This window comes from Syntrophales bacterium (assembly GCA_023228425.1).
In the GTDB taxonomy this organism is placed as follows: Bacteria; Desulfobacterota; Syntrophia; order Syntrophales; family UBA2210; genus MLS-D.
This window is the reverse complement of the sequence record JALOBE010000001.1, coordinates 128322-143262: the sequence shown is the minus strand read 5'-3', so window position 1 is coordinate 143262 and position 14941 is coordinate 128322. Positions and strand designations below refer to the sequence as shown.

Genomic DNA, 14941 nt, shown 5'->3' with positions numbered 1-14941 from the left:
TGGATACAAAATAACCAGGCAATCCGTGTCATCCGGCAGAGGTGTCTGCGTATTGCTCGCTCAGATCCTTGTAATAGCGTAAGAATAGGCGATACACGTGACCGCGGCACGCCCTTTGCGTACCTTGAAAGGAAAGGGAATATAGAAAATGCTGCGAAGGAGGTAAGAATGGACCTGTTACAACAACGCAGGAAAGGCCGGTTTGTGCAATCTGTGATTCCCGGAGTCGTCGGTCTTGCGATTCTCGTCGCTCTGACGGTGACGGCACCGGCCGGAGACGCCGTTGCCCGGGAAGCCAAGTCCGGTGCCGTATCGGTTCCGGCCCCGGTGGTTGCCTATGTGCCGTCTTCTTTTACGGATCTTGCGGAACATCTCAAGCCCGGTGTCGTCAACATCAGAACCACGAAGATTGTCAGCGGCGGGGACATGTATCCTTTCGGAACGCCCTTCCGGGGATCCCCTTTTGATCGGTTTTTCGGCGGAGAGGATTTTTTCAAGCGGTTTTTCGGAGACCGTCCCGGCAGAGAATACCGTCAAAGAAGTCTCGGTTCCGGCTTTGTCATCAGCAGCGACGGCTATATATTCACCAACAACCATGTTATTGAACGGGCCGAGGAGATACTGGTTCGCCTGTCCGATGGAAATGAATACCGGGCTACGGTGAAGGGCAGTGACAGAAACACGGATATAGCCCTGCTGAAAATCGAAGCCGACGGGGATCTTCCCGTGGTGACGCTGGGCACATCGTCGGAACTCCGCGTGGGTGAGTGGGTCATGGCTATCGGGAACCCCTTCGGCCTGTCTCAGACGGTGACAGTGGGTATCGTGAGTGCCACCGGGCGAGTCATCGGGGCGGGTCCCTATGACGATTTTATTCAGACCGATGCCTCGATCAATCCCGGAAACAGCGGCGGTCCACTTTTTAACATGGCCGGAGAGGTTGTCGGGATCAATACGGCTATCGTGGCTCAGGGACAGGGAATCGGTTTTGCCATTCCCATCGATATGGCGAAGGAGATTCTTCCCGCCCTGAAAAAAGAGGGACGGGTGACCCGGGGGTGGCTCGGTATTTCCGTTCAGGATGTGACTGCCGAGATTTCAGAAAGCCTGGGCCTGAAGTCGACGGAGGGCGTCCTGGTGGCGCATGCCTTTGAAGGGGATCCCGCCGCGGCCGCGGGTATTAAGAGCGGTGACGTCATTGTTTCCATAGACGGCAGACCCATCAAGGATACCCAGGAGCTTCTCCGCGTTGTCGCGTCGATTCCCGTGGGAACCAAGGTACCCCTTGGCGTCATCCGCCAGGGCGTTGAGAAAAAATTTACGGTCACCGTCAAGGAGCGTCCCGATCCGGACGCCATGGCCTTTACAGAAAGGAGTGAAGATCGGTTCGGCATGACGGTTCAACCCATAACAGCCGACATGGCACAGCATTTCGGTTTGACCGATACGTCGGGAGTTATTATCACCGCCGTGGATCCCGCGGGAAAGGCCGCCGAGGCCGGCATACGGACCGCGGATATCATTGTGTCCGTAAACAATGCCCGGATTGATTCCATACAGGATTATCATGAGGCTCTGACCAGGGCCGACGAACACAAGAGCCTCCTCCTTCTGATAAAGCGGGATGACACGCGTTTTTTTGTGGTTATAAAACCCTGACGGACGGGGGAAGACGAAAGTATCTTTCCCATGCCGCGTACTGAGAACTGCCCATCAAAAAGGCCTTTCGGCATCAGTTGCCGAAAGGCCTTTTTGTACACGTAAGATCGATGTTATTTTATTTTTTCCTGAAGCTGTTTGCCGGGCTTGAATTTCACGACCTTTTTCGCCTTAATCTTGATTTCTTTGCCCGTCTGGGGGTTGCGGCCCATTCTGGCTTTTCTCTTCACTACCGAGAATGTACCAAAACCAACAAGTCCGATTTTTCCATTTTTCTTGAGTTCCGTCTGAACGTTCTTTACGTACGACTCAAGAACTTTGCCGGCGACGGCCTTGGTTACATCCGCGTCCTTCGCCATGGCTGTGATCAACTCAGCCTTTGTCATGATCCCTGTCCCCCTTTCGCTGTGTAGTGTTATGCCGACAATCGACGATCCTCCCCCGCGGGATTGAAGGTCGATATCATCGTGTATCTCCGGGGCCGTTTTCTTGCAACCCCCTGTCTCCGGAAAGACAGTCACAACAGCATTTCCGCTACTCCTAACACAAAGAAAGTCAACAATCAACAAAAAAGTAGCTATCCTGGGGTAAAAATCACCCCTTTCTTCCAAGGTTTGCACAGATCGACCGCGCTGAAAAAGGCTGATCCCTGTGCCGGAAAGACGAAAAAGCCGCAGAAGTCGAGGCATGCTCCGTGGTATGCCAATATAATCAAATAGATAGACTCTTCGTTTGACAGGGAGGCGGAAGGAACGGTACCATGCACCACGGGTGAAGATTGACGGCTTCGTACGATGGTACCGGAGGCTCGATTGCGCTCTTTCCTTCGTCGCTGCGGCGTACCTCGCAGTACGCTTCATTCCTCAGGATGTGCACGCCGTGTCTCAAGGAGCTTTTTACAAGACCGTCCTCTCCCGGATGTGTTTCGACTTTGTATGAGTTCGTCAAGAATACCGCCGCGCAAGCGGCTGCATCGAGGAGGTGAAATCACCATGGGTCTTCGCGATTTCGGCGTGTACGATATCATTCGCAGGAACGCCCTGGTCTGCTCCGGGCGTGACGCCCTGGTATTCAGGAATAAACGGATAACTCACGGGGAATACAAGGAGTGTTGTGACCGCTGCGCCGCGGGACTTGTCAGGGCCGGGGTCGGCAGGGGAGACCGTCTGGCCGTGATCGCCGGCAACAGCGACGAATATGTCATACTCTACGGGGCCGCTGCAGGAATAGGCGCCATCGTACTTCCCGTAAATTGGCGTTTTCAAAGAGACGAAATACAGTATGTGCTTCAGGACTGTACGCCCACGCTACTTTTCACCGGGAGCGAATACCGTCAGGTTGCCCGTGACGCGTCGCGGGCTGTCCCTTCCATCAGAGCCCTGTATACCATAGGTCCCCGGGACGAAAAAGACGATCTTCCCCCCTTTCAGGAACTCTTGAGCGATGAAGCGGACACTGCGGAGCGGGATGTTTCAGGGGAAACGGGCTACGTGATCATGCATACCGCCGCCGTTGACGGAAGGCCCCGGGGTGCCCTGCTCAGCCAAAGAAACGTCATCGCCATCACGACCCAGGCCCTGGCTGAACAGAACCGTGACGAGACGGCGAGTCATCTATGTATTCTGCCTCTCTTCCATATCGCCGCCCTGGCCTCGGTCCTGACGGTTCTCCATTGCGGAGGAAAGAATGTCATCATGGAGCGCTTTGATCCGGTTCAGGCCCTGCGACTGATCGAATCGGAGCGCGTTGCCGGTTTCGGGTCCTTTGCCCCCATTCTCACCATGCTCCTTGAGGAGCAGGAGAGGAATCCCCGTGACCTTTCAAGCCTGAGGGCCATAGGCGGTCTGGAAGATCCCGGATCAATCGACCGCTTTCTCGAGCATGCCTCGCATGCCTCGTTCTTCAGCGCCTATGGCCAGACAGAGGCAATGGCCGTGACCGGGTGCAACAGGGCAGAACGGCCGGGGAGCGCCGGTCGCCCGTCCCTTCTTACACGCGTCGCTCTCTTCGATGACTATGACCGGGACGTGTCCCCGGGCGAAACGGGGGAAATTTGTGTCCGTTCACCCACAGTGTTCCAGGGATACTGGGGACGTGAGGAAGAAACGGCGCAGACCTTCAGAAGCGGCTGGCACCATACGGGCGACATCGGCCGCTTTGATAGCGACGGGTATCTCTGGTATGTAAAGCGCAAGTCTCATAAAGAACTGATAAAGCCGGGGGGAGAAAACGTGTATCCCGCTGAAGTCGAGCTGGCCCTGATGAGCCATGGAAGTCTCGTCGAGGTGTGCGTTATCGGCGTTCCGGACAGAACCTGGGGCGAAGCGGTGAAAGCCGTCTGTGTCCTCAAGCCGGGTGCTGTGACCACGCCCCGGGAATTGATTGATCATGTGGCGTCTAGAATCGCCCGCTACAAGAAGCCCGGGGACATTATTTTTGTTGATGCCCTGCCCAGGACGGAAGCGGGAGAAATCGACAGGGAGCAGGTCAAGAGGGATCACGGGGGGGAGTATTGACTGAGCCCATCGGCGACTCCTGCGGGAATGAACGCCCCGTCTAGACAGTCAGCGCTTTTTCACCAGGAAGTAGAGTGTTCCGTATTCTTTCATGTATCCCGCCATGAGGCCTGCCTCGTCGCCGGTTCCAAAGAAAAGATCCACCCTCCCGGGGCCCTTGATGGCACCACCGGCGTCCTGGTTCAGAACGAGCCGCGAAAAGGGTACCCAGGCGTCGATACGCCCCGCCCTGTTGATGACCGGTTTCTTCAATGTTACGAGGGCGAGACCCCCTCGGGGGAAAAGCGCGGGATCCGTGGCTATGGTGCGGCCCGCCGTTATGGTGACATCGAGAGCACCCCGGGGACCGTCGTCGACAACTCTGAAGAAAATGTAGCTTTCATTATGGGCCATCAACGTCATCATATCGTTCGATGAGCGAAGGTAGTCCCTGATACCCTGGAGCGATACGGCGGCCAGAGTCAGAACTCCTTGCCGGGCGAGATGCCGCCCCAGACTCCGGTAGGCGCGCCCATTGGCCTGGTCGTAGCTGACCTGGATCACTTCCCCGCCGTCGAGGACGATGGTTCCGGAACCTTGGATATGCATGAAAAAGAGGTCCACGGGGTCGTCGGTCCAGACGATTTCCAGTTCACGACCTTCGAGGCGGCCTTCAATATCGATTTCCCCCCGTGTGAAATAGGGGAGGACAGTTCCTTCTTCAATGCGGGCGATAATCCGTTCACCCTCATACTTGCTGTGGAATCGGCCCAGGTGAATCACCCTGTGATCATCAGGCGTGCGGTAAATGGGATAGCGATAGACATCGGTTTTTTCGCGGGATCCCCTGAGAATGGGTTCGTAGTAGCCCGTGAAGAGGACGCTTCCGTCACCGCCCTGCCCCAGGCTCTGGTAAAGGTCGAAGGTTTCCCGCAGGCGATGCCGCAATTCCGTCGGTGTGGGGTCCGATTCCAGCATGTTCCGAAGCAGGAGAAGAGAATCTTTCATCTCCTCGAGACTGTAGGTTGCGTCGCCCATGCGAAAAATCCGGTCCTCCGGAAGGCGGTTGTAATATATAAGAGAACGATCGATGGCGGTCCTGAGAGAATCCCCGCCCATATCGTCCGTGAAATCGGGCCACCGGTCTTCGTCAACGAGAACAAGGTGACTCCGTTCGGGTTCATCGATATGAGGTAGAGGAGCCGGCTTTGTCGCGCAGCCGACCACGATGATGAGAGCGAGGAAGAGCCCCGACAGAACGGGGACCCGGAACGTCCGTGTTCCTCCTCGCGCGCCGTCTCTGTAGTTCCCCGGAATCTTCACACCGCCTCCTTCATGGCTCTATGATCAGAGGAATTTCATCGCAATAATCAGGATATTTCGGGCACTTGATGCATTCCGTCCATATTTTTTCCGGGAGGGCGGTCTTCTCCACATCGACAAATCCGATACGCTTGAAAAAGTGTTCCTGATTAGTCAGGGTGAAGACACGGTAGAGGTCCAGGGTAATGGCGTCGGACACACAGGCTTCTACCAGCTTTGTGGCGATGCCGCGCCGCCGGTATTCGGGAAGTACAAAGAGGGACCTGACTTCGGCCAGGTTTTCCCAGAAAATATGCATGGCGCACACGCCGACGACGGTTGAACCATCGTCAGGACAATAAACAAAATAATCACGCAGGTAACCGTAAAGCTCCATAAGCGATCGAGGCAGCATTTCGCCGCGAATGGCCGATTCGTTGATCATTTTGTGAATATCTTTGACGTCACTGATTTTTGCTTTACGAAGCATGTACCTGATTCCTCTCTTATCCTTCCCGGGATGCCCGGTGCATCATTTCCCGGGCGTGTTTCCGTGTTGTGTCTGTCAGTTCGACGCCACCCAGCATGCGGGCTATTTCTTCGACGCGCTCGCCTTCGCTGATCTTTCGTACCCCCGCCATTGTCCGGCCTTTTGCAACGTCCTTGGTTACCAGGAAGTGCGTCTCGGCAAAACTGGCTATCTGGGGAAGATGGGTTATGCAGACCACCTGGTGGCGCCGTGCTATGTCCCGGAGCTTGGCGCCGACCATCTCCGCCGCCGCCCCACCGATCCCGCTGTCCACTTCGTCGAAGATGACTGTTTCGGCCGAAGCGTTATGGACAAGTACTTTTTTAAGCGCCAGAACGATACGGGACAACTCGCCCCCGGAAGCGACGCGATGCAGCGGTTTGAGACTTTCTCCCCTGTTGGCGGAGAGATGAAACTCCACCAGGTCGAATCCTTTCCCGTGAAGCGGCGGTATGTCACCTTCAGGCCCCGTGTCGTCAGAGAAGACAACGGCAAAGATGGTGCCCGGCATGCGAAGATCTTTCAATTCGGTCATGACGACCTGCTCCAGGGTTCGGGCCGCTTTTTTCCGCTTGTCCGAAAGGGTCCGCGCCAATCCCCGGAGGACCTCTTTCTTTTCGCCCAGAGCAGTCGTTGCGGCTTCGATGGTTTCTTCCAGGTGCTCCATGGTCGCCAGCTCACGGGACAGGCTCTCCTTTTTTTCCAGGGCCGCCTCCAGAGATCCCCCGTATTTACGCTTGAGTATGCCCAGGAGTTCCAGGCGGTCATCGATTTCCTCAAGCCGGCGGGGATCATGGATGATGCCGCCCAGGTAATTGCGCAGGTTCAGGGCCGCGTCCTCGAGGCTGAAATAGATGGAGGCCAGGATTTCTTTGCTCAGTGGAAGTCCCGGGTCCAGGGCCTTGATTTCGGCCACCATGCTCCGGATCCGGTCCAGCTTTTCCAGTGCGGACCCTTCGTTTCCGTAGAGGTTTCCATAGGCGTCCTCGGAAAGTTCCCGCAGTTTCCGGGCATTGGCGAGGATCCTTTTCTCATCAGCCAGTTGAAGGTCCTCGCCGCTCACGGGAGCGATCGTCACTATTTCATCGATCTGGAACCGGATCAGTTCTTCCCGCTGGAACCGGTCCCGGGCGGCGGCTTTCATGGACGCGAGTTCCTCTTCCATGGAGCGATATGTATTGAAATGACAGGAATATTCCGCTCTCTCCTCCATCAATTCTCCGAACTCGTCGAGGATATCGATGTGGCTGTCCCGCTGGAGCAGGACCTGGTGTTCGTGCTGGCCGCAGATATTCACCAGGGTCTCGGTGATTGTCGCAAGCATGCTCACCGTGGCGAGCCTCCCGTTTACCAGAATCCTGTTCCTGCCGGAGCGGCTGAGCATTCTCTTGATGACCAGGTCGTCATCGTCATACATGTCAAGTTCTGTCAGCACGTTTCGTGCCGCCTCGTTGGCGCTGATATCGAACTGGGCCTCCACCACGGCCGAATCCGCCGAAGACCGTATCAGGTCACTGGAAGCGCGGTCTCCCAGAAGGATGCTCACTGCCCCCACGATGATCGATTTTCCCGCGCCCGTCTCCCCTGAGAGGACGGTCATGCCGTTCGGGAATGACAGGTGCAGGGAGTCGATGATGGCAAAATTTTCGATGTACAGTTCATTCAGCATCGCGTTCAGGGTATGCCGCCCCATCCAAGTTTTCCGCGCAACACCTGCATGTAGTCGCGGTTAGGTGAATCAAACAGTTCAACGGAGTGTTCCGACTTTTTGATTGTCACCGTCTCGCCGGACGCTATGACCAGGGAATCCTGGCCGTCCAGGGTGACCGTCGCCCCTTCCTCACGGGAAAACAGCATCACCGTTACCTTCGATTCGGGAGGTACCACGATGGGTCTGTTTGTCAGGGTATGGGGGCAGATGGGCGTGATGATCATTGAATCGAGTTCCGGGAAAACAATGGGCCCTCCCGTGGAAAGAGAGTATGCCGTTGATCCCGTCGGGGTGGAAATGATCAGGCCGTCGGCCTTGAAGGTCGCCAGGTACCGGTCGTCCACGAACGTTTCCAGGTTCACCATGCGTGAGAGATTGCCACGGTTTATGACGGCGTCATTGAGGACTGAAAAATGGTGGTCCCTGATTTCGGCGTCCAGCATCATGCGTCTGGATAGTTCATAGTCGCCCGCGAGAATACGCTCCAGGGTGTCGAACATTTCATGGAGGTTCACCACGGTCATGAAGCCGAAGGCCCCCAGGTTGATTCCCAGGAGGGGGACATTGTGTCCCTGCACGATGCGGGCTGCCCGCAACAGCGTTCCATCGCCGCCGAAGACGACGATCATATCAGAGAGACCGGGAAGCTTCGCCGGGGGAACACTCTCTTTGTCCAGAATCCTGGCAAGCTCTTCTTCGTAGGCCACCCTGATCCCCCTTTGTGTGAGCCAGGTTCCCAGCTTCAGCGAATCGGCGGCGGCGCTGTTCTTTCCCGTGTTGGCTATGATTCCCACCCGCTTGACATTCATTTTCTCTCCCCACGGTACACTTCATTCCCGATGGTCCCGTAAAAAGTCCAAATGTTCCAAAAGCAACTTTGTAACTCACCGGAAATATTGAGATCGGTTTTCAAAATTCGCTATTTTTCGACTCTTACGAGGGTGTCATTCCTTTACGGCCGAGAAGGGTACCTTCCCGTGATATTCCGTCTACCGGTTGGATCCTGCCTCGGGGGAACGAAAAATTTCTATCACAAAACAGAAGTGCTGTCTATTCGCAAATCCCCTCCGTCTCGGCAATTGACTTGACAAGACCGGAAGCGATGGGATAGCTTCCTTTGCTCAGGCTGGGGGAACCGGCAACCGCATTTCACACAGGTTCAGGTACTCCCGCCGGACCGCACGAATAACAGCGAGGACAGCGTGCCATGGGTTTTTTACAGGGAACGGCAACGTTCCGACGATATCGAGTCGTGGGGGAACTGCCCTCCGACTTCAGCACCTTTCTGGACAGGCAGATCAAACTTCACGCGTTCAGAGGGCTTCCCGCCGGACCGGAAGACAAAAGCCTGGGCTGGACGCGTATCGATAATGTTCTCGATACTGATTTCGAATACGCCGGTTACCTGTATGGTGAGTACATTCTCTTCTCGCTCCGGATCGACCGGAAAATACTGCCCCCTTCCCTGGTTCGCGTCAAAACCATGGAGGCGGAGCAGCACTGCCTCAGAGAAAAGGGACTCAAAAGACTCTTTCGAGAACAGCGCCTCGAAATAAAGGAAACCATACGGGGAAACCTCCTTCAGACAGCCCAGCCCGTTCCTTCTTTTTACGAGGTCTGCTGGAACGCTTACGGCGGTTGGCTTCTGTTCGGCTCCCTTTCGGAGAAGGTGGCCGAAGAGTTCGAGGATCTCTTCAAGCGTACTTTTTCGCTGAAGCTCCTTCCCTTCCTTCCATGGGATCCGGTTTTCCTCGATGACGCCGTTGTCCGTTCACTGGCGGCACTCAGGCAGGAAGGAGGCCGCGCCTGATGATTTCCAGCACTCCGGAAGAAAACAGCCCCAGGAATACGGATCACCGTGATCTGGCTTTTTTGGGCAGGGAATTTCTTACCTGGCTCTGGTTCAAGAGCGAAGAGCGCAACGGGGCGATCGCTCTTCCGAATTCCGGCGATGTGCACATACTGTTTCTTCGGAGAATCGTCCTGGAATCAGGCCGGGGAGAATACTCTGAAACCGTTGTCTGCAGCGGACTCCATGCCGATCTTTCCGAAGGCAGGGAGGCGCTGAGGACCGGCAAGAAAGTAAAAGAAGCCCGCATCAGGATGGGAATCGGCAACGACGAATGGGAATTCACATTCAAGGCCGACGGGTTTCACTTTCAGTCCATGAAAATGCCGTCGGGTTTTGAGAGTGTCGACGACGAAGTAGAACAGGAAAGTAATATCCTGGACCGGGTAGGTTCCATGGACCTGGTCGTGACCACCATGGAACGACTCTTCCTGTCTTTTGTTGAACTCAGGCGGTCCGATGCCTGGTTATCTCTGGAAGTTCCTCGAATAAAAAAATGGATTGCCCGCTGACCGCGATCCCTTTCCCATGAAGACCGACGGAAGTCCACGTCAATGCTGTTGACAACAACAGTCAGATCAAGTATTTATATGCCGTAATCGGAGGGGAGGACATGAACGGGAACACGTTCTTCAATCTGTACCGCCATGGGTTCTTTCGGGCCGCTCTCTGCGTGCCCGAAGTGCGTGTTGCCGATCCGGCCTTCAACGGAGCCGCCTCGGTGATGCTCGCCCGCCGGGCAGCCGGAGAGGGGGCGTTGCTGGCGCTGTTCCCCGAACTGGGGCTTTCGGCCTATTCGAACGAGGATCTTTTCCATCAGGAAGCGCTCCTTACCGAAACAGTTGCCGTTCTGCACCGTACCATGGAAGAAACGGCAGACCTGAACCTGGTGCTTGTCCTGGGAGCGCCCCTTAAAATTGACAGCCTTCTTTTCAATTGCGCCATAGTTCTCTACCGGGGAAACATCCTGGGCGTGGCCGTGAAATCGTACCTTCCGAACTACAGGGAATATTACGAAGCGCGCCAGTTCTCGCCGGCCGGAGGGGCCCTGTCGGCATCGATCACGCTGTGCGGCCGGCAGGACATTCCCTTCGGTGCCGACCTGCTTTTCAATGTTTCAAATATCCCGAATTTTACCATGTTCATTGAAATCGGCGAGGATCTCCGGGTGCCTGTGTCTCCTTCGAATGTGGCGGCCCTGGCGGGCGCCACGATTCTTGGCAACCTGTCAGCATCGAATATCACCGCGGGGAAATCCGAGCTTCATCACACCCTGGTAGCGGGCCAGTCAGCCCGTTGCATCGCCGCCTACCTTTGCACGGCCGCGGGGTATGGAGAATCGACGACGGACATGGCCTGGGACGGTCACGGGATCATCTACGAGAACGGGACGTTCCTGGCCGGGACAGGGCGCTTTTCCCGGGAAGCCCATGTAGTCTGCGCTGATATAGACCTGGACCGGTTGTCGCAGGACCGGATGCGGACCAACAGCTTTGCCGCAGGCAGGAACACCTGGCGGGACCATACCCGTCGTTTCAGAACGATTTCCTTCGACGTGGACATTCCGTCGGGACCCATGACGTTGTCCCGCGAGTATTCCCGGTTCCCCTACATTCCACTGGAACCGGAAAAGAGAGACATCCGCTGTCATGAGATATTCAATATTCAAACCCACAGCCTGGCGAAACGGCTTGAAGCGTCGGGCATCGAAAACCTGGTGATAGGTGTGTCCGGGGGACTTGACTCCAGCCACGCCCTGATCGTGGCGGCCCGCACCATGGATCTGCTGCACCGGCCCCGGTCCAATATCAAGGCCTACACCATGCCGGGATTCGCCACGTCACAAAAGACCTACGAAAATTCCCTGCGTCTCATGGAGTCCCTGGGTGTCGAGGCACAGGAAATCGATATCAGGCCCAGCTGTCTCCAGATGATGAAAGACATCGGCCATCCCTTCGCGGACGGCACAAAAATCTATGATACCGTCTTTGAAAACATTCAGGCCGGGGAGCGGACATCCCATCTGTTCAGAATAGCCAACCTCCGCGGAGGGCTGGTGGTTGGAACGGCTGACATGAGTGAGCTGGCGTTGGGCTGGAGTACGTATGGGGTTGGAGACCACATGGCGCACTACAACGTGAACGCCGGCATTCCCAAGACACTCATGATCCACCTGGTCCGCTGGGTAGCGGGTTCAAACCGGTTCGGGCCGGATACGGCGGTGATACTTGAAGAAATTCTTGAAACGGGCATCAGTCCCGAACTGGTTCCGGGCTCCGCCGGGCAGGAGCCGTCACAGATGACGGAGGCCGTTGTGGGTCCCTATGAACTTCAGGATTTCAATACCTTTTACATAACCCGCTTCGGCTACCTTCCCACAAAGGTGGCTTTTATGGCCTATTGCGCCTGGCGTGACAGGAACAGGGGATCATGGCCGGATATCCCTGAACACCGGAGAAACGAGTACTCCATCGGGGAAATCAAAGCCTGGCTTCTGGTGTATCTGAACCGTTTTTTCAAGACGAGCCAGTTCAAGCGGACCTGCGTACCCAACAGTCCCAAGACGCATTCCGGGGGGTCCCTGTCACCCCGGGGTGATTACCGTGCTCCCAGTGACAGTGAAGCCGCAGTCTGGTTGGACAATGCCGCTCTGATACCCGAAACCGATGACGAACAGGTGCAATGAGACGAAAAAGTTTCGATAATTTTGACGCCACGGAACTGTACTGTTCCCGGTGCCGCCGTTCCGTTCCCGTGAGAAAGAACCTGCTCCTTGTTCTGCCCCAGGGGGACAAGTACGACTACAGGTGCGTATTCTGTGGAATGTCGGTGGGAGAGCGGCAGGACAGCGACGGTGGCGGGCTGAACATCATCTTTGACGGATGAGGCCCGATCCCGCCTGTCGTTCCATAGTTCTTGAAGCGGCTACGGGACATGGTATACTTGACAGACTCGTACAACGTCGAAAAATGTCCGATGTATAACGCGTTACTTGATCATGCCGAGGAGGGATACAACATGCCGATCTATGACTACCATTGCGGGAAATGCAAGAAAGAATTTACCGTGACCAGAAGCATCAGTGATCGTGACAAGGGGGTGCCCGCCTGTCCAAAATGCAAGGGAAAGCGTCAGGTTTCCCAGCTTGTATCGAACTTTACGGCGATTACGAGCAGAAAGAGCTGATGCTTCCGTTCCGTACCAGGGACTCGAATCGGCGGAGTCAGCCTTTGCTCCGGGTTTTTCTCAGTTTGTCCGCCAGCGTTCCGAATCCCGAAGAATCGGCACTGTCCCGATAGACAACCTCTCCCTCGGCACCGACGCCGGTCCCGTCAAGGTAATCGCCCAGCATGCCCCGGCTGTGAATGTCGTCGTGGCAGTGCACGCATAAATTTTCCCAGTTGCTGCCGTCGGCGGGGTTGTTGTGGTGGTTTCCGTCTTTGTGGTGCACCGTCAGAAGCCTGCGGTCTCTCTGTTCGAAGGACCTGCCGCACCGGGCGCAGACAAGACCGTGGATGGACAGGGACTGTTCCCGGTAATCCGAACCACCGGTTTTTCTGGCGTTTTCCTTCAGTTCCCGGATGACCTCGTCCAGCGGACGTTTGTTTGTGTCTCCTCTTCCCGCGGGACGGAGACGGCTTCCCCTTTTTCCGGGGCCAAAACATTTTCCGGCCACGACAGATTCTCCTTTTAAAACCAAATCATTTCCGGTGCCGATGGGTCATACGACACCCTGGTCAAGCATGGCTCCGGCAACCTTGACGAATCCCGCTATATTGGAACCGTCCACATAGTTGCCCGGCGTGCCGTATGTTTCGGCGGCATCCAGGCAGGATTTGTGAATGGCGGTCATGATCCGCCGGAGGTAGTTGTCGACCTCTTCCCGGGACCAGCTCAGACGGAGGCTGTTTTGAGTCATTTCGAGCCCCGACACGGAAACACCTCCCGCGTTGGCCGCCTTGCCCGGCCCGTAGAGAATCCTGTTTTCCACAAACAGATCAACTCCGCCGGGGACGGTGGGCATATTCGCTCCCTCGCTGACGAGATAGACGCCGTTATTGAGAAGATTTCGGGCGTCTTGGGCGTTGATTTCGTTTTGCGTGGCGCAGGGGAACGCGCAGTGGGCCCTGTGGTTCCAGAGAGGGTTGAAGCCGGAAGTTCCGTCGTGGGGGGTATAGACCGCCTCGGGGTAGCGCCGGGCATACTCCCTGATGCGACCCCGTTCCACGTTTTTCAGGCGCATTACAAAGTCCAGCTTCGCCCGGTCGATACCGGCCTCGTCGTAGATGTATCCCGACGAATCGGACAGAGTGACAGCCTTTGCTCCAAGAGTGATGAGTTTTTCTACAGTGTACTGTGCCACATTGCCGGAACCGGATACCAGGCACACCTTTCCCTCCAGGGTCTCGTTGCGTGTTGCCAGCATTTCTGCGGCGAAATAGACGACCCCGTATCCCGTTGCTTCAGGACGGATCAGGCTGCCGCCCCATTCGACGCGTTTGCCTGTGAGAACGCCGGTGAACTCGTTTCTCAATTTTCTGTAAGTCCCGAAAAGGTAGCCGATTTCCCGGGCCCCTACGCCGATATCACCGGACGGGACGTCCGTATTGGCTCCCAGGTGTCGAAACAGTTCGTTCATGAAACTCTGGCAGAATCGCATGACTTCAAGGTCTGATTTTCCCTTGGGGTCGAAATTTGAGCCTCCTTTACCGCCGCCCATGGGAAGGGTAGTGAGGGCATTTTTAAAGACCTGTTCGAAGGCGAGGAACTTGAGAATGCTCGCGTTGACAGTGGGATGAAACCGGAATCCTCCTTTGTAGGGTCCGATGGCACCGTTCATCTGGATGCGGTAACCGCGGTTTACCCGCACCTCTCCCCGGTCATCGATCCAGGGAACGCGGAATATGATCATCCGCTCCGGCTCAACCATCCGTTCCAGTATCCTGGCCTTGCGATATTCGGGATGCCGTTCCAGGACAGGCTGAACCGACTCGACAAGTTCTGTGACGGCTTGTAAAAATTCAATTTCTCCCGGGTTACATTCTTCGCACATTTTAATGAAATCAAGCATTGTTCCCCCCACTCCCCCTCGTGTGCCTGATCAGCGTCGGGGCGCCTGATTGCGCCGGCAACAGAAATTAACTATTGAAACTATCACAGGAAACAAAACCCGGTCAACACTTTGTTTCGTGCCGGCGTTCCATCGCGTCGTTTCTTCCCGGTCCCTCGCGGAGCGCATTGACTCACCTGTCATTCCTGTGGTAACGGATGTGCTGTCGGAAAGGGGCGACCTGCCGTGCCGCGCTTTATTATTCCCCCGGACAGCGTGACGGGGCGCTTCACGCGGCCGGTTTTGATCCGAAGAGTCAGCCGGTACCCGGCATCAGGGGGTAAGG

The 14941-nt window shown here is 56.0% G+C and carries 14 protein-coding genes; 7 read left to right on the top strand and 7 right to left on the bottom strand.

From position 1 onward, the window contains the following. Window positions 1–168 precede the first annotated feature (168 nt). The gene (locus tag M0Q23_00675; protein ID MCK9527162.1) at window positions 169–1659 is read left to right on the top strand and encodes a DegQ family serine endoprotease; all 1491 of its coding nucleotides are present in this window, start codon (window positions 169–171) and stop codon (window positions 1657–1659) included. 113 nt (window positions 1660–1772) lie between these two features. On the opposite strand, the gene M0Q23_00670 is transcribed toward M0Q23_00675, so the two are convergent. Next, a complete protein-coding gene (locus M0Q23_00670; GenBank protein ID MCK9527161.1) occupies window positions 1773–2045 on the bottom strand; it encodes an HU family DNA-binding protein in 273 nt (90 codons plus the stop codon). Window positions 2046–2651: 606 nt separating this feature from the next. On the opposite strand from M0Q23_00670, the gene M0Q23_00665 reads away from it, so the two are divergent. Then, window positions 2652–4175, top strand: a complete 1524-nt coding sequence (locus M0Q23_00665) for an AMP-binding protein (GenBank protein ID MCK9527160.1) — start codon at window positions 2652–2654, stop codon at window positions 4173–4175. A 48-nt stretch (window positions 4176–4223) separates the two neighbouring features. Here M0Q23_00665 and M0Q23_00660 read toward each other — a convergent pair whose 3' ends face one another. Genes M0Q23_00660 through M0Q23_00645 form a run of 4 tightly spaced genes read right to left on the bottom strand, consistent with a single transcriptional unit; the run spans window position 4224 to window position 8505 of the window. Further along, a complete protein-coding gene (locus M0Q23_00660; GenBank protein ID MCK9527159.1) occupies window positions 4224–5477 on the bottom strand; it encodes an MltA domain-containing protein in 1254 nt (417 codons plus the stop codon). Between the two features lie 10 nt (window positions 5478–5487). Beyond that, window positions 5488–5946 carry an N-acetyltransferase gene (locus tag M0Q23_00655; protein ID MCK9527158.1) on the bottom strand — a complete coding sequence of 153 codons (459 nt, stop codon included), beginning with the start codon at window positions 5944–5946 and terminating at the stop codon, window positions 5488–5490. 16 nt (window positions 5947–5962) lie between these two features. Further along, window positions 5963–7678 (bottom strand): DNA repair protein RecN, encoded by a 1716-nt coding sequence (gene recN, locus M0Q23_00650; protein MCK9527157.1) that lies wholly within the window; start codon window positions 7676–7678, stop codon window positions 5963–5965. Continuing rightward, window positions 7660–8505, bottom strand: coding sequence for an NAD(+)/NADH kinase (locus M0Q23_00645; GenBank protein MCK9527156.1), 846 nt, complete (start codon window positions 8503–8505; stop codon window positions 7660–7662). Before M0Q23_00645 ends, recN begins: the two co-directional genes overlap by 19 nt. A 398-nt stretch (window positions 8506–8903) precedes the next feature. Between M0Q23_00645 and M0Q23_00640 the strand changes: the two genes are divergently transcribed. The 5 genes from M0Q23_00640 to M0Q23_00620 all read left to right on the top strand — a co-directional run bounded on the left by M0Q23_00640 (window position 8904) and on the right by M0Q23_00620 (window position 12731). Beyond that, the gene (locus tag M0Q23_00640) at window positions 8904–9506 is read left to right on the top strand and encodes a recombination-associated protein RdgC (protein ID MCK9527155.1); all 603 of its coding nucleotides are present in this window, start codon (window positions 8904–8906) and stop codon (window positions 9504–9506) included. Then, window positions 9506–10057, top strand: coding sequence for a hypothetical protein (locus M0Q23_00635; protein ID MCK9527154.1), 552 nt, complete (start codon window positions 9506–9508; stop codon window positions 10055–10057). Before M0Q23_00640 ends, M0Q23_00635 begins: the two co-directional genes overlap by 1 nt. 101 nt (window positions 10058–10158) lie before the next feature. Then, entirely contained in the window at window positions 10159–12231 is a 2073-nt protein-coding gene (locus M0Q23_00630) for an NAD(+) synthase (protein ID MCK9527153.1), read from the top strand. Next, a complete protein-coding gene (locus tag M0Q23_00625; protein MCK9527152.1) occupies window positions 12228–12431 on the top strand; it encodes a hypothetical protein in 204 nt (67 codons plus the stop codon). Before M0Q23_00630 ends, M0Q23_00625 begins: the two co-directional genes overlap by 4 nt. 132 nt (window positions 12432–12563) lie before the next feature. After that, a complete protein-coding gene (locus M0Q23_00620) occupies window positions 12564–12731 on the top strand; it encodes a zinc ribbon domain-containing protein (GenBank protein MCK9527151.1) in 168 nt (55 codons plus the stop codon). Window positions 12732–12768: 37 nt separating this feature from the next. Here the strand turns inward: M0Q23_00620 and M0Q23_00615 are convergent, their stop codons facing one another. Together M0Q23_00615 and gdhA are read right to left on the bottom strand one after the other, a co-directional pair. Further along, entirely contained in the window at window positions 12769–13221 is a 453-nt protein-coding gene (locus M0Q23_00615; GenBank protein ID MCK9527150.1) for a YajD family HNH nuclease, read from the bottom strand. 45 nt (window positions 13222–13266) lie between these two features. Next, entirely contained in the window at window positions 13267–14616 is a 1350-nt protein-coding gene (gdhA, locus tag M0Q23_00610) for an NADP-specific glutamate dehydrogenase (GenBank protein ID MCK9527149.1), read from the bottom strand. Window positions 14617–14941 lie beyond the last annotated feature (325 nt).